General features: G+C 65.6%; 18 protein-coding genes. 4 read left to right on the top strand and 14 right to left on the bottom strand.

What is annotated here, in order from left to right:
- Nucleotides 1–17 precede the first annotated feature (17 nt).
- The 5 genes from Y882_RS09550 to Y882_RS20010 form a co-directional block, all read right to left on the bottom strand.
- Nucleotides 18–680 (bottom strand): YoaK family protein, encoded by a 663-nt coding sequence (locus Y882_RS09550; protein ID WP_046971680.1) that lies wholly within the window; start codon nt 678–680, stop codon nt 18–20.
- Nucleotides 681–687: 7 nt separating this feature from the next.
- Nucleotides 688–1,347, bottom strand: coding sequence for an outer membrane lipoprotein periplasmic chaperone LolA (gene lolA / locus Y882_RS09545; RefSeq protein WP_046971739.1), 660 nt, complete (start codon nt 1,345–1,347; stop codon nt 688–690).
- Between the two features lie 218 nt (nt 1,348–1,565).
- Nucleotides 1,566–3,896, bottom strand: a complete 2,331-nt coding sequence (locus Y882_RS09540) for a DNA translocase FtsK (RefSeq protein ID WP_046971679.1) — start codon at nt 3,894–3,896, stop codon at nt 1,566–1,568.
- A gap of 89 nt (nt 3,897–3,985) precedes the next feature.
- A complete protein-coding gene (ald, locus tag Y882_RS09535; protein WP_046971678.1) occupies nt 3,986–5,050 on the bottom strand; it encodes an alanine dehydrogenase in 1,065 nt (354 codons plus the stop codon).
- Nucleotides 5,051–5,265: 215 nt separating this feature from the next.
- A complete protein-coding gene (locus Y882_RS20010; protein WP_156171384.1) occupies nt 5,266–5,505 on the bottom strand; it encodes a hypothetical protein in 240 nt (79 codons plus the stop codon).
- Between Y882_RS20010 and trxB the strand changes: the two genes are divergently transcribed.
- The gene (trxB, locus tag Y882_RS09530; RefSeq protein WP_046971677.1) at nt 5,504–6,469 is read left to right on the top strand and encodes a thioredoxin-disulfide reductase; all 966 of its coding nucleotides are present in this window, start codon (nt 5,504–5,506) and stop codon (nt 6,467–6,469) included. The genes Y882_RS20010 and trxB overlap by 2 nt on opposite strands.
- A gap of 107 nt (nt 6,470–6,576) precedes the next feature.
- Entirely contained in the window at nt 6,577–7,719 is a 1,143-nt protein-coding gene (locus Y882_RS09525; RefSeq protein ID WP_046971676.1) for a GNAT family N-acetyltransferase, read from the top strand.
- Between the two features lie 4 nt (nt 7,720–7,723).
- Here the strand turns inward: Y882_RS09525 and Y882_RS09520 are convergent, their stop codons facing one another.
- Nucleotides 7,724–9,121, bottom strand: coding sequence for a serine hydrolase domain-containing protein (locus tag Y882_RS09520; RefSeq protein ID WP_082121040.1), 1,398 nt, complete (start codon nt 9,119–9,121; stop codon nt 7,724–7,726).
- Nucleotides 9,122–9,217: 96 nt separating this feature from the next.
- On the opposite strand from Y882_RS09520, the gene aat reads away from it, so the two are divergent.
- Nucleotides 9,218–9,952, top strand: coding sequence for a leucyl/phenylalanyl-tRNA--protein transferase (aat, locus tag Y882_RS09515; protein WP_046971674.1), 735 nt, complete (start codon nt 9,218–9,220; stop codon nt 9,950–9,952).
- A gap of 37 nt (nt 9,953–9,989) precedes the next feature.
- On the opposite strand, the gene Y882_RS09510 is transcribed toward aat, so the two are convergent.
- The 7 genes from Y882_RS09510 to ispG all read right to left on the bottom strand — a co-directional run bounded on the left by Y882_RS09510 (nt 9,990) and on the right by ispG (nt 15,205).
- Nucleotides 9,990–11,093, bottom strand: coding sequence for a glutathionylspermidine synthase family protein (locus Y882_RS09510; RefSeq protein WP_046971673.1), 1,104 nt, complete (start codon nt 11,091–11,093; stop codon nt 9,990–9,992).
- Between the two features lie 3 nt (nt 11,094–11,096).
- The gene (locus Y882_RS09505; protein WP_046971672.1) at nt 11,097–11,558 is read right to left on the bottom strand and encodes a hypothetical protein; all 462 of its coding nucleotides are present in this window, start codon (nt 11,556–11,558) and stop codon (nt 11,097–11,099) included.
- A gap of 6 nt (nt 11,559–11,564) precedes the next feature.
- Nucleotides 11,565–11,966, bottom strand: a complete 402-nt coding sequence (locus Y882_RS09500; protein ID WP_046971671.1) for a DUF350 domain-containing protein — start codon at nt 11,964–11,966, stop codon at nt 11,565–11,567.
- 73 nt (nt 11,967–12,039) lie between these two features.
- The gene (locus Y882_RS09495; RefSeq protein ID WP_046971670.1) at nt 12,040–12,858 is read right to left on the bottom strand and encodes an HD-GYP domain-containing protein; all 819 of its coding nucleotides are present in this window, start codon (nt 12,856–12,858) and stop codon (nt 12,040–12,042) included.
- Nucleotides 12,859–12,959: 101 nt separating this feature from the next.
- Nucleotides 12,960–13,256 (bottom strand): DUF1905 domain-containing protein, encoded by a 297-nt coding sequence (locus Y882_RS19300; protein WP_082121039.1) that lies wholly within the window; start codon nt 13,254–13,256, stop codon nt 12,960–12,962.
- On the bottom strand, nt 13,210–13,941 hold the full coding sequence (locus Y882_RS09490; protein WP_046971669.1) for a class I SAM-dependent methyltransferase: 732 nt from the start codon (nt 13,939–13,941) through the stop codon (nt 13,210–13,212). Before Y882_RS09490 ends, Y882_RS19300 begins: the two co-directional genes overlap by 47 nt.
- A 7-nt stretch (nt 13,942–13,948) precedes the next feature.
- Nucleotides 13,949–15,205 carry a flavodoxin-dependent (E)-4-hydroxy-3-methylbut-2-enyl-diphosphate synthase gene (ispG, locus tag Y882_RS09485; protein WP_046971668.1) on the bottom strand — a complete coding sequence of 419 codons (1,257 nt, stop codon included), beginning with the start codon at nt 15,203–15,205 and terminating at the stop codon, nt 13,949–13,951.
- Nucleotides 15,206–15,382: 177 nt separating this feature from the next.
- Between ispG and Y882_RS09480 the strand changes: the two genes are divergently transcribed.
- Nucleotides 15,383–16,120, top strand: coding sequence for a Crp/Fnr family transcriptional regulator (locus Y882_RS09480; RefSeq protein ID WP_052949849.1), 738 nt, complete (start codon nt 15,383–15,385; stop codon nt 16,118–16,120).
- A 9-nt stretch (nt 16,121–16,129) separates the two neighbouring features.
- On the opposite strand, the gene Y882_RS09475 is transcribed toward Y882_RS09480, so the two are convergent.
- Nucleotides 16,130–18,073: an acetyl-CoA hydrolase/transferase C-terminal domain-containing protein gene (locus tag Y882_RS09475; protein WP_046971667.1), complete on the bottom strand. Its 1,944-nt coding sequence runs from the start codon at nt 18,071–18,073 to the stop codon at nt 16,130–16,132.
- Nucleotides 18,074–18,135 lie beyond the last annotated feature (62 nt).

Below are 18,135 nucleotides of genomic sequence, written 5' to 3'. Positions count from 1 at the left end.
CACACGACACTCAAGCGTCAGTCGAAGTGCCGATGCCGGTAGATGGCATAGCCCAGGCCCACCACACCGGTGAGCGTTGCCGGTGCCAGCAGCACGCGCTCCTGCCAAAGCATGAAGCCGAGCGCGCCTAGCGTCGCGCCCACGATGAAATGACTCGCCACCAGCAGGCAAATATTGATGCGCAGCGAGTCGACCTCGAGCCCGCGCAAGCGATGGCCGAGATAGATGCCCAGGTCGGTGAAGATGCCTGAGAGGTGCGTGGTGCGCACCGTGGCGCCGCTATAGGTGCTGACCATGGCGTTCTGCAGTCCGCACGCCGCCGAGGCCAGGTACAGCCCCAGATCGTGACCGCCATGGATCAAGGGCGTGGCGGCAAACAGCAACGCGGACTCCAGCATCAGCACCACGCCGTAGCGCCGGCCGAGCCGCAGTGCACCCTGTTGCACGATAAATCCACTGAGCATGGCGCCCAGCAGGAACGCCAGTATCACCAAGCCCCAATGCGCTATCTCGCCCGCATCGCCACGAGCCAGCGCCAGGCCGAATTCCGTGCTGGTGCCGGTGAGATGGGTGATCGGCTGGTGACGGAAACACAGATAGCCAACCACGTTGATGCAGCCCGCACCGAGCGCGAGCAGGCCGCCGCCCACCCATGCCCAGCGCGGGAGCTGGCGCAGCATGGCGCGCTCAGTTCTTGATGGGTTGCGTCTGGATCACCGGCAGGTCGCCGATCACATCGGCACCCGGCGGCGGCACGAAGTTGAAGGTTTCCGGCGGGATCGGCACGTTGCGCTGCCAGCCCGAGAAACGAATATCCGTGACGGCGCCCAGCTGGTCACGAAAAATCATGCGCGCCAGGCCATTCGCGTCGAATCCCAGGTCGGCGTAGTCGAACTGCGGATCCTTGGCCTTGGAGGTGAGGCGCAACCAGCTGAGGCCATCGTGGTCGCCCTGTTCGGCCACGTTGAAGTCCTTGTCCATCTGCTTCACGTCGGTGAGCACGGTCAGCGGGCTATGCGATTCCTCGGAACTCTGCACGCGCACCGTGACCTGCTCCAGATCCGGGTCGTACAGCCATACGCGGCTGCCGTCGGCGACGATGGTTTGTTTCGAAGGGGCCAGCGTCTCCCAGCGGAACTGGCGCGGCGCCTGCAGCGCGAGCGTGCCGTTGCTGGCCTTGCCGCTGTTGCCGTTCGCATCTTTCAGCGTCTGCGAGAACTTGCCGGTGAGCGAGTGCAGGTCGCCGGCGAAGGCGTCGAGCTTGGCGCGGGCGGCGCCGGCGGCCATGGCCAGGCTGCTGATGGAGAGCGCGACGGCGGTGGCGGCGATAAGAAGCAGGCGTTTCATGGGTGCCTTGTGGGTGATGCTGGAATGCGAATAGTGGGCGAGCACGGCTTAACGAAGGCGATCAAGACTCCCTCATCGTCATTCCTGCGAGGCGGTCCTCAACAGCCGAAGGCTGGTCAAGCAGGAATCCAGTGCCTTTCGAACGGGCCGTGCGCCTTTAAAGTCACTGGATCCCTGCTTTCGCAGGGATGACGAGCAAAAAGACAGCACGCAGAAACTCAATTCTTCGGCGGCGGAGGCGCCAGCACTTCGCGGTTGCCATTGTGCTGGGGCGCGCTTACCACGCCGTCCTGCTCCATCTGCTCGATCAGGCGGGCGGCGCGGTTGTAGCCGATGCGCAGGTGACGCTGCACGCCGGAGATCGATGCGCGGCGCGTCTCGGTCACGATGCGCACGGCGCGATCGTACAGCTGTGCGTCGGCATCGCCACCCTCTTCGCCTTCCTGCGGCAGGCCGGAGTCGTTGATGAACTTGCCGTCGGAGGTGGCCTGCACCTCTTCCAGCACGCCCTCGATGTATTGCGGCGCACCCTGCGAACGCAGCCAGTTCACCACGCCATGCACTTCGTGATCGTCCACGAAGGCGCCATGCACACGCTCAGGCGTGGCCGTGCCGGGCGGCAGGTAAAGCATGTCGCCGTGGCCGAGCAGCGCCTCGGCGCCGCTTTGATCCAGGATCGTGCGCGAGTCGATCTTGCTCGACACCTGGAAGGCGATGCGGGTGGGGATATTGGCCTTGATCAGGCCGGTGATCACATCCACCGAGGGACGCTGCGTGGCCAGCACCAGGTGCACGCCGGCCGCACGCGCCTTCTGCGCCAGGCGCGCGATCAGTTCTTCGACCTTCTTGCCGACGATCATCATCATGTCGGCGAACTCGTCGATGATGATCACGATGTACGGCAGCGGCTCAAGCGGCTCGGCCGCCAGATTGGGCATCTCGGGGTTCGGGCGGAACAGCGGATCGAGCAGCGGCTGACCGGCGTTCTCGGCGTCCCTCACCTTCTTGTTGAAGCCGGCGAGATTGCGCACGCCGACCGCAGCCATGAGCTTGTAGCGGCGCTCCATCTCGGCCACGCACCAGCGCAACGCGTTGGCGGCTTCCTTCATGTCGGTCACGACCGGCGCGAGCAGATGCGGGATGCCCTCGTAAACCGAGAGCTCCAGCATCTTCGGGTCGATCATGATCATGCGAACGTCTTTCGCGCTGGCCTTGTACAGCAGGCTCAACACCATGGCGTTGACCGCAACGGATTTACCCGAACCCGTGGTGCCGGCCACCAGCAGATGCGGCATCTTGGCCAGATCGGCCACCACCGGGCGGCCGGCGATGTCCTTGCCCAGCGCGAGCGCCAGCGGCGACTTCATCGCATCGTATTTGTCCGAACGCAGGATCTCGGAAAGATAGACGATCTGCTTCTTGGCGTTGGGAATTTCCAGGCCAATCACGTTCTTGCCCGGGATCACGTCGACCACGCGCACGCTGACCACCGAGAGGCCTCGGGCGATGTCCTTGTCCAGGCTCGACACCTGCGAACCGCGAACGCCGGCGGCGGGCTCCAGCTCGAAGCGGGTGATCACCGGGCCCGGATAGACACCCATGACCTTGGCTTCGATGCGGAAATCCTTGAGCTTGAGCTCGACTTGGCGCGACAGCACCTCGAGTGTCTCTTCCGAATAACCCGGACCCTGCTCCGGCGCCTCGTCCAGCAACGACAGCGGCGGCAGCTCGCCCGGCGCCGAGGCGCCAGTGAACAGCGGGATCTGCGTTTCCAGCTTGGCGCGCTCGCTCTTCACCACCGGCACGGGCGCGGTCTCGATGCGTACCGGCTCGCGCTTGGCCTGCTTCACGGCCTCGGTCTTCTTGACCACTTCGCGCTCGGCGCGCGCCTGGCGGGCGGCCAGCACTTCGGGCGCCTCGCGCAGCTTGCCGCCGAACCAGCCAGCCAGGCGCAGCACGCCCTGACCGGTCATGTCGGCGACCTTGAACCACGACAGGCCGGTGGCCAGCGTCACGGCGATCAGGAACATCGCCAGCAACAGCAGCGGCGCACCCTTGTCGCCCAGCGCATGCAGCAGGCCGCGACCCACCCACATGCCGATGATGCCGCCCACGCCCTGCGGCAGGATCGGCTCATCGTTGAAATTGAGATAGAGCAGCGCCGGCGCGGTGATGAAGAAGAACACCGAACCGATCAGGCGCAGCGACGGCTCCCACGGCTGCACGGTGCGCTCGCCGCGATGGCGCAGCACCTGCACGCCCAGGAAGAGCAGCAGCAACGGGAAGAAATAGGAGACCAGACCGAAGATGTAACGCAGCACATTGGCGATGTTCGCGCCAATCTCGCCGCCGAAGTTACGCGCATGCTCGGCGCTGCCCGCATGCCCCCAGCTGGGGTCCTGGTCGTTGTAGCTGAACAGGCAGACCAATAGATACAGCGCCAGCGGCAGCAGCAGCAGCGCCCCGGCTTCGCGCAGACGGCGCTTCAGTTCTTCACTGAGGCCTTCGCGCGCCTGCTTGTCCTTCTTGACGTTCGCGGTACGCGGCACCGTGATCCTTATCCTGTCTTCAAGCGTGAGTCCGGCCGCCAACGAGGCGGCCGGACGGTACAACATCCGCCTAAACGGCAGGCAAGACCTTAGATCATGCCCTTGAGCGCCGGATGAACCAGCTCGCCGCCGTCGACGTTGATGCCCCCGCGCAGCGGTTCGAACTGACGCCATTCGTTGCCGGCGGCCAGACGCTGCACATACGGCAGGATAGCGGCAGAAATCGCCACCGACGAGGTCTGCGGCACGGCACCGGGCATATTCGTGACGCAGAAGTGGGTTACACCGTGCACGTCATAGGTCGGTTCCTTCCAGGTGGTCGGACGCGAGGTCTCGAAGCAGCCGCCCTGGTCGATGGAGATATCCACCAGCACGCTGCCCTTCTCCATGGTCTTGACCATCTCTTCGGTGACCACGCGCGGCGCCTTGGCGCTGGGGATCAGCACGGCGCCGACCACCAGGTCGGCCGTGGCGACTTCTTCGGCCACCGAGGACTCATAGGCGTACAGCGCAGTGACGTTCGGGCCCATGGCCATCATTTCGGCCAGGCGATCCTGGCGCTTGTCGAACACCACCACGTTGGCGCCGGCAGCGGCGGCCAGCGCGGCGGCGTTGCCACCGGCAGCGCCGGCGCCCAGCACCACGACCTTGCCACGCGGGGTGGAGGCCATGCCGCCCAGCAGCTTGCCCTTGCCGCCCTGCGGACGATGCAGCAGCGTGGTACCGATCTGGGTGGCGATGCGGCCGGCAATGACCGACATCGGCAGCAGCAGCGGCAGGCCGCCGTTTTCTTCCACCGACTCGAACGCGACGCCGGTCAGGCCGATGTCCAGCAGGCTCTTGGTCAGCGCCGGCTCGGCGGCCAGGTGCAGGTAGCAGAACAGCAGGTGATGCTTCTTGAGCAGGGCGAGGTCGCCGGCGACCGGCTCCTTCACCTTCACGATCAGCTCGCCCGCCTCGTACAGGGCAGCGGCGTCGGCGGCGATCTTCACGCCGACCTTGGCATAGGCCTCGTCGGAGAAGCCGCTCTTTTCGCCCGCGCCGGCCTGGATGAACACCTCGTGGCCACGGCGGACCAGGTCGGCAGCGGCGGCGGGGATGAGGGCAACACGACCTTCGAGGGTCTTGGTTTCGGAGGGAATACCAATACGCATGGGGAGTGGATCCTGTGGGAAAGCTAGGTGGCAACGACGCCAGGCCGCACCCGGCCCGGCAAACCTCGAGGCCGGCAGTCTTGAATCGTCCCGGCGTCTTCCCCATCCTTCCGGGTTCGGACGCCTCGTCTCCGTTCGTGCCTTGCCGGCGGGTAGGAAACCGCCGAAAGGGGTGGAGCGAATGACGGATGCAAGCAGCCAGCAAACCCGAAGGATTATAACCAAGATGGGCAGGCCGTTTTCACATTCCAGCGACGCCGCGCGAGCAGACCACCTTTGCGCAGTTGCAGCAAAGTCAACGAGATACAGCCCAACCTGCTGAAAACCAGCCAACAGCCCATATATGGTGTGGATCGCCTGACCACCATGCGCCCGAGCATGGTTCCGAAGACGCCACCCCTGCCCTCACCATTCACGAACATCACCGCCAGCCACGGCGGATAGAAGGAACGCATGAACGCACCCACCAAGCACAGCCGCCTGCTGATCCTGGGCAGCGGCCCCGCCGGTTACACCGCCGCCGTCTACGCTGCCCGCGCCAACCTCAAGCCGATGATGATCACCGGCCTGCAGCAGGGCGGCCAGCTGATGACCACCACCGAGGTGGACAACTGGCCGGGCGACGACAAGGGCGTGCAGGGTCCGGAGCTGATGCATCGCATGGCGCAGCACGCCGAGCGCTTCGAGACGCAGATGGTGTTCGACCATATCCACAGCGTGGACCTGAAGCAGCGCCCGTTCCGCTTGAAGGGCGACTCGGGCGAGTACACCTGCGATGCGCTGATTATCACCACGGGCGCCACGGCCAAGTACCTGGGTATCGCCAGCGAGGAGAAGTTCAAGGGACGCGGCGTGTCGGCCTGCGCGACCTGCGACGGTTTCTTCTTCCGCGAGCAGGAAGTGGTCGTCATCGGCGGCGGCAATACCGCTGTCGAAGAAGCCCTGTACCTGTCCAACATCTGCAGCAAGGTCTACCTGGTGCACCGCCGCGACAAGCTGCGCGCCGAGAAGATCATGCAGGACAAGCTGTTCGACAAGGCGGCCGCCGGCAAGATCGAACTGGTGTGGAACCACAGCGTGGACGAAGTGCTGGGTGACGACTCCGGCGTCACTGGCGTGCGCGTCAAGGACGTGAACACCGGCGAGACGCGCGACATCGCAGCCACCGGCTTCTTCGTCGCCATCGGCCACACGCCCAACACGGGCATCTTCGACGGCCAGCTGGACATGCACGACGGCTACATCAAGATCCGCAGCGGCCTGGGCGGCATGGCCACGATGACTTCGGTGCAGGGCGTGTTTGCGGCCGGCGACGTGGCCGACCATGTGTATCGCCAGGCAGTAACCTCGGCGGGCTTTGGTTGCATGGCCGCGCTGGATGCGGAGCGTTGGCTGGATCAGCAGGGTCCGGCGAGCTGATTTTTCTTTGCTCGTCATTCCGGCGCNNGCCTGCGCCGGAATGACGGAATGGAAGACTGAGGTAACGTCAGGATGACGCTGTCTTTGCAGTACCTCTTTGGAACGCCGTGATCGAAGCCCGCTTCCACGACAGCATCGAACACATCCCCTCCGACGCCTGGGATGCGCTTCGAGCCGACGACAATCCGTTTGTCTCGCATGCCTTCCTCGCGCTGCTCGAGCGCACCGGCTGCATCCGCCCCGACTGGGGTTGGCAGGCGCATCACCTCGGACTGTATGAAGACGGCACGCTCGTTGCCGCCGCGCCGCTGTACCTGAAGGGCAACTCGCACGGTGAATTCGTGTTCGACTGGAGCTGGGCCAGCGCCTGGGAACGCGCGGGCGGCGACTACTATCCCAAGCTGCTCAATGCCGTGCCCTACTCGCCCGTGCCCGGGCCGCGCCTGCTGGCCGGCAATGACGCACGCACGGCAGAACGACAACAGGCCCTAACCACCGCCATGCGCAGCTTCGCCGAGCGCATGAACCTCTCCTCCGTACATGCCAACTTTTTGCGCGAGGACGAACTGGCGGCGTTCGAGAGTCCCTGGCTGATCCGTTCCGATGTGCAGTTCCATTGGCACAACCATGGTTATGCGGACTTCGCCCAGTTCCTCGCCGCGCTCAATCACAAGAAGCGGAAGAACATCCGCCAGGAACGCACGCACGTGGCGCGCAGCGGCCTGGTCATCGAGATGCGCAGCGGGGGCTCACTAAGCGTCGAGGAGTGGCGGCATATCCATGCGCTTTACGAATCGACCTTCGACGCCAAGGGCAACCACGCCGCGCTGACGCTGGCGATGTTCCTTGGCTTGCGCGAAACGCTGGGCGATGCCGCGCAACTCGCGCTGGCGCGCCACGGCGAGCGCATCGTGGCGATGGCGTTGTTCCTGCAAAGCAGCGACACGCTGTATGGCCGCTACTGGGGCGCGGAAGTCGAGGTGCCGGGCCTGCATTTCGAGCTGTGCTACTACCAGGGCATCGAGCACGCGATCCGTCGCGGCCTGCAGCGCTTCGAACCCGGCGCGCAAGGCGAGCACAAACTTGCCCGCGGCTTCCTGCCGGTGCGCACGCAGTCGCGGCACTATCTGGTCAACCAGAGTTTTCGCGATGCGGTGCGCCAGGCGCTGCAACACGAAGCCGAAGGCATGGACGACTATGCGCAGGAGCTGATGCAGCACAGCCCCTACGCACATCTCCCGGACGCCTGAGTCCCTAGCCGATGGAGATGCCGACCACCTTGCCGTCGGCATCCAGCCTCACCCCGAACGGAAGGCTGTTGCCGGGGCCGAAATCGATCCGGTAGTCGCTCCAGTTGCCGTCCTTGTCGTGGCGCTGCCCCTTGAAGATGAAGGACGACGGTTCGCCGAACGGCGACAGCTGCTTGGCCATGCGCCCGGACAGACCGGCGGCCAGCTTCGCCTTCAGCTTGTCGCCGAACGCCGAAGTGTCCTGCGCGCCCTGCTGCAGCTGACTGAATGCCTTGCGTACCGCCGCCGTCGTCGCAGCTTCTTCCCCGGCCGCAGGCTTGCGTGCCGACGCGGCAATCTGCGGATACAACGCCTCGAACGTGGCAGTGACCAGCATCTGGCCCGGCTCGGGATTGTCGCCCACATTGGTGAACGCGATGACTTGCAGGCCCTGCTTCGGGAAATACTGATTGGACGTGGTGAAGCCGAACGAGCCTCCGGTGTGGCCGATGCGCGGCTGCTCATCCAGCGTATCGATGAACAGGCCCAGGCCGTAGTCCGTGCTGCCAGGCACCGGCGTCGACATCAGCGCGTAGTCGGCGGGACGCACGATCTTTCCACTGCGCAGCGCCACGTTCCAACGCTCCAACTCATCGACGGTGGATACCAGATTGCCCGCCGCCCAGCCGACCGTGTCATGGATGGTGGGCGCCGGCTCAAGCTTGCCATCCGTATGCCGGTAGCCCTTGGCCATGCCGGCAAGCTGCGCTTCATCGGCAACGGTATACGTGTGAGTCATGCCGGCGGCGGCCAGCAGATGCGACTTCACATAGTGTTCGTACGATTCCTTCGAGGTGACCTCGATCACCCGCCCCAACAATGCGTAACCACTGTTGGAATAGGACCAGCGGCTGCCCGGCGGAAAATCCAGCGGCTTGTCCTTGATGCGCGCCATGATCTGATCGAAGGTCGCCGGTTTGACGGCCCACTGCTCGACGTCGGGCCCATCCAGATACTCCGGCATGCCGCTGGTGTGCGACAGCAGCTGCTTCAGCGTCACTTCCTTCGCGTGCGGCGCATCCGGCAGATAGGTCGCCAGCGTGGCGTTGATGTCGAGCTTGCCCGCCTCCTGCAGCTGAAGCACTGCCGCGGCGGTGAACTGCTTGGTGATCGAGCCGATTTCGTAGTGCGTCGACACCGTGGCGGGCGTTTTGCGCTCGAGATCGCTCAGGCCATAGGCATGGCGGTAGAGGACCTCACCATCGCGGTAGATCGCGATGGTGGCGCCGGGCGTGCCCGTGCGTTGCAGTACAGCCTGAACGTCGCTGTCGATCTTGGTCGACACGGCGTGATCGAGAGCCGCCGGCGACCCCATCGCCGCGGGTGCGAGACAGACCATCCACCAGCAAAAACGACGACGCATGCCCGATCCCTGGAGTTGTGAAAGTGAGGCATGCTAACCGCAAGCTCATGCCGGTAGCATGTACCAGAGATCCCGAATCGCTCCGACCCACGCCCCATGATTCGACTGCCCCTGCTCGACGCGACCAGGCCCGAACACTTTCCTGATCCGCGCAAGGCATTGAACGATCCGAACGGCCTGCTGGCGTTCGGCGGCGACCTGTCGCCCCGGCGGCTGCTGGCCGCTTACGCGCAGGGCATCTTCCCGTGGTTCAACGAAGACGAGCCACTGCTGTGGTGGTCGCCCGATCCGCGCTGCGTGTTCCATACCAGCACCCTGCTGCCCAACCGCACCCTTCGACGCCGGCTGGCGCAGGTGGACTGGCGGGTCACCGTGGATCATGCGTTTCGCGACGTGGTGGAAGCCTGCGCCGCGCCCCGCCCGGGCCAGAGCGGCACCTGGATCGTGACGCCGATGATCGAGGCGTATGTGCGCCTGCACGAGATGGGACACGCGCACAGCGTGGAAGTATGGGAACACGACCGCCTGGTGGGCGGCATCTACGGTATCGCCGTGGGCCGGCTGTTCTGCGGCGAATCGATGTTCAGCCGCGAAAGCGGCGGTTCGCGCCTGGCCCTGATCGCCCTGGCGAAACTGCTGCGTACCTGGGATTTCCCGTGGATCGACGCCCAGGTGACCAATAGCCACCTGATGCAGCTGGGCGCGGTGGAATACCCCCGCGCCCAATTCCTGCGCACCGTGGCCCAGCTGTCGCATCTGCCGGGACAGCCCGGCAGCTGGGCCCCGTTCACCGCGCTGGCGCAGTTGACCGATCAGGCTGCCGCGGGCTGACGCGACTGCTCAGCCTGTCGAGAAAAATCGCTGGCGCTCAACGAAACAGATGCGGCACGAAGCAGCTGGTGTTGCGCGTGATGGCGTCGACATCCTCGCGCATGCCCATGCCCACGGCGCAATCACCAACCACCCATGAGCCCACCAGCGCGTGCCGCCCATCGAACACCGGCAGCGGCGCAAACGCCTGGTAGATGCAGGGCTCGTCGGTAGGCCCGCCGGTCTCGTCACGACCCAGCACCACCACGCCGGCGCCTTCCCTGCCCCAGTACGGCTTGCGCACCACGGTGCCTTCGATATCCGCGCGGCGACGACTGGCGGGCAGCAGGTTCGGATGACGGGGAAAGTATTCCCACAGCAGCGGCAGGATCGCCTTGTTCGACAACACCATCTTCCAGGCCGGCTCGAACCAGCGCAGGCGCCTTTGCGGCAAGTGCTCGGCAAACGGCTCGGCCAGCATCCATTCCCACGGGTAAAGCTTGAACAGGCGCTCGATGGGTGCGTTGTCCAGATCGATGAAATCCGTGCCCGACCAGCCGATCTGCTCGATATCCAGCGCGGTGGTGCGATGGCCCGCCTGCATGCAGGTGTCGATCAGGTAATCGCAGGTCAGCGCATCCTCGGCGCTGTCGTAACACGCGGCAAAGTGCACGTGGGACGCTTTGGGCAACGCACCCCAGCGCTCCACCAGCGCTTCATGGATGGAGTTGAACTGGTCGGCATCGCCAGCAACATCCTCCAGCCAGTACCACTGGGCGACCGAGGCCTCGAACAGTGCGGTCGGCGTGTCGGCGTTGTATTCGAGCAGGTGCGGCGGCGAGTTGCCGTCATAGGACAGGTCCATGCGCCCGTACAGCGCCGGCTCGCGATCCCACCAGCTGCGTTCGATCAGCGTTGCGGCGCGATCATCCAGGCCCAGTTCCGCATAACGCCCCGTGCGCACCACGCGATCGACCGCCTCCAGGCAGAGCGCGTGCAGCTCGTTGGTGGCGGCCTCGATCTCGTCGACTTCATCGGCCTCGTAGACGTAGTGCACGTCTTCGCGCCAGTACGGCTGGCCGTCGATGGTATGAAATCCAAAACCCAGCGACTCCAGTCGCTGCCGCCAATCACCGCGCGGTACAGATGATTCCCGCCGCATCGATCAGCTCGCCCGCGCCGAAACGCGCCCCGACGAGCCGAAGCCGCCGCGAGAGCCAAGCTCCACGCTCGATGGCGCGCTGAAGGACGCGGCACTGCCCGGCGAACTGCGCATCCGCCCCGGCCCCGGGTCCTGTGCACCACCAGCTCCGCCGCTGCGATACCACGGGCCGTAGTAATGCAGGCCGCCCGTGCCGCTGACCGACGTATCCATCTCGCACTGCCCGGTGGAATAGTCGTGCACGCAGTCTTCGTAGCTGCCATAACGATTGCGCTGCACATCCTGGCCATGTCCCAGCACGGACAAGCCGACCAGGGTGGCGCTGCCAAGCGCGATCAAGGGCACGGCCAGCGAGCGCTTCTGCTCACGCGCAGGCAGGGAACGGAACGTCGCGTCGGGACGTTGCGGCGGCTTCACGCCCACACGAAGTCCACGCAAGGGATCGTTCTTGTCGAAGTCGCTCATGGCCGGTCACCAGGTCATCGCTGCGGCGTTGACCAGGCCGACGGCGATGGCGACCACGGCCGCAAAGATGGCAACGGCGCGATTGTCTTGCTCGATCTGCGTGGCGAGGTTGCGGATCAGCAGATGGATGGCCTGGTGGGCGAGCCACTGCACGATCAGCGCCACCAGTCCCCACAGCGCCAGATCGATCAGGCTCACGCTGTGCGCCATGGCGCTGGCCAGGGGCAGCACGAAACCGATCAACGCACCGCCCAGACTGATCGCCGCGGCCTGGTTGCCGTGGCGGATCAGCGCGATCTCGCGCTGCGGCGTCAGCCAGATATGGACGGTGCAGAACACCACGAGAAAAAGCACACCCAAACCAAAATACGCTGCGAACGCGGGCAGCGTCGAAAGATCCGGCAACATAACTTCCCCTGTCCAGCCCATCCCGGGCGTCCGTGTCAGTGTAACGTGGCCATCATGACCGCCGCGCCCTGCCTCAGTCCAGCTGCAGCTGCTCCAGGCCGATCGCCTTGAGCTCGTCGTAGTGATCCAGGAATAGCCCCACGATGCTGGGGTCCAGCTGGCCGCCCGCCGCATTGCGCAGGTAGTCGATCACTTCCGGCTCCGGCCACGCTGGCTTGTACACGCGCGGGAAACTTAAGGCATCCCACACATCCACGACACTGAAGATGCGCGCGGCCAGCGGAATGTCTTCGCCGCGCAGGCCACGCGGATAACCGGTGCCATCCCAGCGTTCGTGATGCGCATAGGGGATATCGATCGCAGGCCGCAGGAAAGCGGTACGCATCAGCAGGTCCCGCCCCAGCACCGTATGCGTGCGCATCAGGGTGATTTCTTCCGGGGTCAGCGGACCGGGCTTGATCAGTACCGCGTCGGGCAGCGCGAGCTTGCCGATGTCGTGCAGCAAGGCCCCGAAGCGCACATGCCGGAGCGCATCGCCGTCGAGCCCGGCGCGCCGGGCCAGCGCGACGGTCATGCGCATGACCCGTTCGGAATGATCGCGCGTCTCCTTGTGGCGCACGTCCATCGCCGACACCAGGGCGCGCAGCGACTGCTCGTTGCCGCTGAACAGCTGGTGGTTGAGTCGATCCATGCGGCGCACGGTGCGCCCGATCAGCCAATACAGCAGCGCCCCCGTCACCAGCACGTAGAGGCTGCCCTTGAGGGTGTGCAACAGGCTGAGGGTGCGCTCGTCGAAGTTGAGCGACAACAGCAGGCGGTCCGAAAAGAGCACCCACAACAAGGCCACCGAGACATAGATGGCAACGATGCGAACTTGAGGCTTGACCGTCACTGCCACTCCTGCACGAGCCGCTACCGTATCGTCGGCGCGCGCTCCACCGGCCCGAGCATACCGTCCCGGTGTCTGCCGAGTTGCCGCACGGCGCACACTACTCAGGCATCCTCGGGCTCGATCAGCACATCGACGAACTGGCCGGCGACCAGGCCGACCAGGGCCGCATAGGATTCCTCCAGCTGCAGCCAGAAGGTACCCGAGCGCTCAACCACGGCGCCGCGGAAATCGCGTCCATTGACGCTGCCGCGCACGCGATGCCCGTGGCCGCATTTCCATAGCGGCCTGGCAGGTGTCGACCATTGGCTGACCGGATCAAACGGCAGCGGCACCAGCCACGGCCGCTGGTGATCATTCTGTACGGTGGCGCGAAACGCTACGGCGCGATGCCTGTTCATCCCCGTCCCCCTGACGTGCCCCTGCCAAGAAGATAGCGGACGCGGGCCGTCCGGTGTGAGGATGAATGGGTTCCTGTAGGCCAAGCAGGGTCAACCCGGCCGCCTCCAGGGTCGCCACCCAGCTGCCCAGGGTGCGGAAATACCAGGGCGCCGGCTGCTCGAAGCCGTCGCCGCAGCCCACCCAGGAGCCTTCGCGCCAGCCATCGGCATAGGGCCCTACCTCGGCCATCAGCGGATGCAGGGTCTGGATCAGCAGCACGCCACCCGGCTCCAGCAGCGCGGGCACGGCGCCCAGCAGCGCGTCGACCGAGGCGCCGCCCAGCAGGGAGAAATTGCACACGACCACGTCCGCGCGCTCGGTCAGCGCACCCGCGGCCACGTCGTCATAGGAGATCACGCGGAAGTCGCCGCCACCCTGCGCCTGCGCCGCTTCGACCAGCGCGGGAATGGCATCCACCCCCAACACCTGCACGCCGTCGCTGGCCAGCGTCCGCGCCAGCCAGCCTTCGCCGCAGCCAAGGTCGATCACTGTGCGCGGCGAACGCGACCGCACCGCCTCCACGATGGCCTGGTCGGTGACCAGCTTGCGACTGGCGATGCGCCCTTCGCGGACGGCACGCTCCCACGCCTGCGCGTTGGCGTGCCAGGCATCGAGTATTAGCGCCTCGCTGGTGCCCGCCGCCATGGCTGACTCAGCCGGCGCGGCTGGCGTATTTGCTGGCGACGTAGTTGTCGAGGATGCCGATGAACTCGCTGGCGATGTGATCGCCGCGCAGGGTCATGGCCTTCTGGCCGTCGATGAACACCGGCGCCGATGGCGCCTCGCCATTGCCCGGCAGCGAAATGCCGATATTGGCGTGCTTGGATTCGCCCGGACCATTCACCACGCAGCCCATCACCGCCAGCGTGAGGTTTTCCACGCCGTCGTATTTCACGCGCCACAGCGGCATCTGCTCGCGCACGTGATCCTGCACGGTGCGCGCCAGCACCTGGAAGAACTCGCTGGTGGTGCGGCCGCAGCCGGGGCACGCGGTGACCAGTGGCGTGAAGGCGCGCAGACCCATGGTCTGCAACAGCTCCTGCGCCACGATGACCTCGCCCGTGCGCGAGGCGCCGGGCTCAGGCGTGAGCGAAATACGGATGGTGTCGCCGATACCTTCCTGCAGCAGCACCGCGAGCGCCGCCGAAGAGGCGGTGATGCCCTTGGAGCCCATCCCGGCTTCGGTCAGACCCAGGTGCAAGGCGTAGTCACAACGTTCGGCGATATCGCGATACACCGCGATCAACTCCTGCACGCCCGACACCTTGCACGACAGGATGATGCGATCGCGCGCCAGGCCGATCTCCTCGGCGCGCTTGGCCGAGTCGAGCGCCGAGCGGATCAGCGCTTCGCGCGCCACGTGCGAGGCATCCCAGGGCTGGGCGCGCTGATGGTTTTCGTCCATCAGCATGGCCACCATGCTCTGGTCGAGCGAACCCCAGTTGGCGCCGATGCGCACGGGCTTCTCGTAACGCAATGCCATCTCGATGATCGAAGCGAACTGGCTGTCTTTCTTCTTGCCGAAACCCACGTTGCCCGGATTGATGCGGTACTTCGCCAGCGCTTCAGCGCAGGCCGGCTCCGCTTCCAGCAACTGATGACCGTTGTAGTGGAAGTCGCCGATGATCGGCACGTCCACGCCCATCATGGCCAGCTTGTCGCGGATGCGCGGCACGGCAGCCGCCGCGGCCGGTGTATTCACCGTGATGCGCACCAGTTCCGAACCGGCGCGCGCCAGCTCGGCGATCTGCTTGGCGGTGCTGGCCGGGTCTTCCGTATCGGTGTTGGTCATCGACTGCACCACGATGGGTGCACCGCCGCCCACCGTGATCTTGCCGATCTTGACGCCGACGCTGGGGCGGCGCGAGGCGGACTGGGCGTGACGCGGGAGGGAAGTCGGGTCGCTCATAAGCAGGTCATGGTTCGGGGGCGGCAACACGCAAAGGATACCCGAACGGCTGGGTGCTCCCTAGCAAGCGTCACACGGGTGGCTGCGATGCGGCAAAACCGCGCATTGGAACCACTCCTATGACTTGAACGAGGATCATGAAGCCCTGCCCCAAGCACGACAAAGGAGTGCCTTCCCATGCTTCAGACTCATCGCCAGGACGGTGCCCAGCGCATGGCTCCTTCACCCTCCTGCGCCGGCTGCGGCCACGCCGCCGTCTGCCAGGCCAGCGGTTACGACCGTCCGGAGCTGTCAGGATTGCGTCATATAGCTGAACGCATCGGGCCGCTGCGCACCGGCGAATACCTGTATCGCCCGATGTCGCCGTTCCGTGCGCTCTACGCCGTGCAGACCGGCATGGCCAAGACCGTGGCGGTGGATGTGGCCGGCCGCGAGCAGGTGCTGGCCTTCCATCTGCCCGGCGAAATGATCGGACTGGACGCGATGGAGCGCGAGGTGCACGACAACGCCGTGGTGGCGCTGGGCAAGACACAGTTCTGCCGCTTTCCCTACCCCGCCGTGCGCCATATGGCGAGCCTGCAGCCGGAAGTGCCGTGGCATCTGGTGCAGTCGGCCAGCCAGCGCATCTCCCGCCTGCAGCTGACCAGCGGCAACTACATGGCGGAGGAGCGCTTTGCCGCCTTCCTGGTCGACCTGCGCGACCGCCGCGTCATGCTCGGCCTGCCGGCGGACTATCTGCCGCTGCCGATGTCGCGCGCGGATATCGGCAACCATCTGCGCCTGACCACTGAAACGGTGAGCCGCTTGCTCGGTCGCCTGCGCGAGCGTGGATGCGTGCGCGCCGATCGCCAGGGTCTGCATCTGCTCAACCTGCCGGCCCTGCGCGAACAGGGTCTGTCGCTGCTGATGCACTGAGCGGGAAACTCAGGCCGTCCTGCGCAGGGCGGCCTTGAGCAGACGTTGCTGCAGGCGATCGGCGAAACGGCCAGGACGAGCCAGCCCCATGCGATCGAGCGCTTCATCCTCGCCACCGACCGGCGCTCCCGGCGCCATGGCCGCGCGAAGAATCTCGACCTTGCCACGCCAGGTGCTGCCGCGCAGCTTCAGCCACTGCAAGGCCGGCAGCAGGCGTTGCTCCACCTCGGTGAAATCACTGCCGAATGGAAACGGCGGCAGCAGGTTTTTCGACTGCCACGGCGCCAGCGCCTCCTTCAGCACCTCGGGCCGGTTGTCGCGCCAACGCTCGGGCACCTGGAAATCCGCTGCGAGTTTGCCGTGCGATTTCGCCTCCGCACACAAGGCATCGATGAAGCGCGCGTCGGTGATGGAAAGCATGGCCTCGATGCACTCGCTGTCCGTCTTGCCGCGCAGGTCGGCCACGCCGTATTCGGTGACGAACAGATCGCGCAGATGACGCGGGATCGTGGTGTGCCCGTAGTTCCAGCGGATATTGGTTTCCACGCCGCCACGTCCCTGCCGGGTGGAACGCAGCAGCAGGATGGAGCGGCCATCGGCCAGCTCATGCGCCATCGCCACAAAGTTGTATTGCCCGCCGACGCCACTGACCACCTCGCCGTCTTCCAGGCCGTCGGACACCGCCGAGCCCAGCAGGGTCGCCATCATGCAGGTATTGAAGAAACGCGCGCCGCGCCGCTGCAGCGAGGCGAGCATCTGGTGGTCGCCGTAAAGCTGGTTGACGTTGGAGACGCGGCACATGTCCAACGCATCCGGATCGCTCGCATCCAGTTCGGCCAACCAGCGATAGAGCTCGCGCGTGCCGAGAAAAAAGGCGCCGCGCAGATAATGGCCACCGGGCGTTTCGGGTGAAAGCCGGCCGCAGGCGGCGGCACGCTCCATCGCCATGTTGTCCCAGGCGCGACGCTTGAGGATGCCTGCGCGCTGCAGGTGCATGAAGCCATCCATCACCATTTCGCTGGCGCCGTACAGACCCGCGCGCAGCGGTGCGAGGCCACCCATGCGCGCCGCCAGTGCATGCGTGCCGCCGCGCGGATCGAGCGCCACCAGGGCACGTCGCCATTGCGTGTTGTCTTCCTGCCGCCAGCGCAGGCCATAGACCAGCGCATCGGACAGGGCGCCAATGCCGATCTGCAGGCAGCCGCCGTCGCGCACCAGCGCACTGGCGTGGATGCCCAGCGCGTACTCCACCAGGTCGATCGGCTGGCGCGGCACCGCAAACAAGGGCGGCGCCGTCGCGGTGTGCAGTTCGACATCGAAGTAATCGCGCTGCACTTCCGCATGCCCGGTGATGTAGGGCAGATCCGGATGCACCACGGCCACGCACAAGGGTCGCGGCTTGCCCGACTGCACCACCCGATCGATGAAGTCGAAGGTCAGATCCGGATTGCAGGACAGGCTGTAGCGCACGCCCTCGGGCGTCTCGCGCCGGGCCACCAGCTGCACCAGCAGATTGATGTCCTGCACAGCCAGGTCGCGCGCCACATGCGTGTAGTTCTGACTGATGTAGTTGCGCTGCGCCCCGCCCGCATGCATCAGCGCACCCGACTGCATGTAGAACTCGTGCACCGCCACGTTGGACGGTAACTGGTTGCGCGCCTGGTCTACCGCATACTCGGGGTCCACCGCATCCGCGCCGAAATGACGCTCCGCGAACGGCCCCACGAAACGCGCCTCCAACCCGGGCGCCGGATGCGGGCGCGTCAGCGACAAGGCCGTATAGAGGGCCAGCGAGCGGGAGGTATCGGACTTGGTCAACCGGTACAGCGCATTGAGCAGCTCATGCGGCTTGCCCAGCCCCAGCGGCGCGGCTACGCGCAGATCCGGGCCGATCCGCTCGGCGATCTGCTGCGCGCACGCCTCGGTGTCGGTGTGGCATTGCTCAGGCGACATGGAGCGAACATGACAGAGAGTTCATGGGAGCGACATGACCGGATGATGGAGCGTATTGGTCG

The organism is Dyella japonica DSM 16301 (assembly GCF_001010355.1).
Classification (GTDB): domain Bacteria; phylum Pseudomonadota; class Gammaproteobacteria; order Xanthomonadales; family Rhodanobacteraceae; genus Dyella; species Dyella japonica.
The sequence above is the reverse complement of the archived record's forward strand: the minus strand, read 5'-3'. Positions and strand labels throughout refer to the sequence as shown.

What these genes read in the sequence shown, in the direction of transcription:
- Y882_RS09550 (WP_046971680.1), bottom strand. Translation starts at nt 680, where the DNA reads ATGCTGCGCCAGCTCCCGCGCTGGGCATGGGTGGGCGGCGGCCTGCTC.
- lolA (WP_046971739.1), bottom strand. Translation starts at nt 1,347, where the DNA reads ATGAAACGCCTGCTTCTTATCGCCGCCACCGCCGTCGCGCTCTCCATC.
- ald (WP_046971678.1), bottom strand. Translation starts at nt 5,050, where the DNA reads ATGCGTATTGGTATTCCCTCCGAAACCAAGACCCTCGAAGGTCGTGTT.
- trxB (WP_046971677.1), top strand. Translation starts at nt 5,504, where the DNA reads ATGAACGCACCCACCAAGCACAGCCGCCTGCTGATCCTGGGCAGCGGC.
- Y882_RS20010 (WP_156171384.1), bottom strand. Translation starts at nt 5,505, where the DNA reads ATGCGTTCCTTCTATCCGCCGTGGCTGGCGGTGATGTTCGTGAATGGT.
- Y882_RS09520 (WP_082121040.1), bottom strand. Translation starts at nt 9,121, where the DNA reads ATGCGTCGTCGTTTTTGCTGGTGGATGGTCTGTCTCGCACCCGCGGCG.
- aat (WP_046971674.1), top strand. Translation starts at nt 9,218, where the DNA reads ATGATTCGACTGCCCCTGCTCGACGCGACCAGGCCCGAACACTTTCCT.
- Y882_RS09510 (WP_046971673.1), bottom strand. Translation starts at nt 11,093, where the DNA reads ATGCGGCGGGAATCATCTGTACCGCGCGGTGATTGGCGGCAGCGACTG.
- Y882_RS09505 (WP_046971672.1), bottom strand. Translation starts at nt 11,558, where the DNA reads ATGAGCGACTTCGACAAGAACGATCCCTTGCGTGGACTTCGTGTGGGC.
- Y882_RS09500 (WP_046971671.1), bottom strand. Translation starts at nt 11,966, where the DNA reads ATGTTGCCGGATCTTTCGACGCTGCCCGCGTTCGCAGCGTATTTTGGT.
- Y882_RS19300 (WP_082121039.1), bottom strand. Translation starts at nt 13,256, where the DNA reads ATGAACAGGCATCGCGCCGTAGCGTTTCGCGCCACCGTACAGAATGAT.
- Y882_RS09490 (WP_046971669.1), bottom strand. Translation starts at nt 13,941, where the DNA reads ATGGCGGCGGGCACCAGCGAGGCGCTAATACTCGATGCCTGGCACGCC.
- ispG (WP_046971668.1), bottom strand. Translation starts at nt 15,205, where the DNA reads ATGAGCGACCCGACTTCCCTCCCGCGTCACGCCCAGTCCGCCTCGCGC.
- Y882_RS09480 (WP_052949849.1), top strand. Translation starts at nt 15,383, where the DNA reads ATGCTTCAGACTCATCGCCAGGACGGTGCCCAGCGCATGGCTCCTTCA.
- Y882_RS09475 (WP_046971667.1), bottom strand. Translation starts at nt 18,073, where the DNA reads ATGTCGCCTGAGCAATGCCACACCGACACCGAGGCGTGCGCGCAGCAG.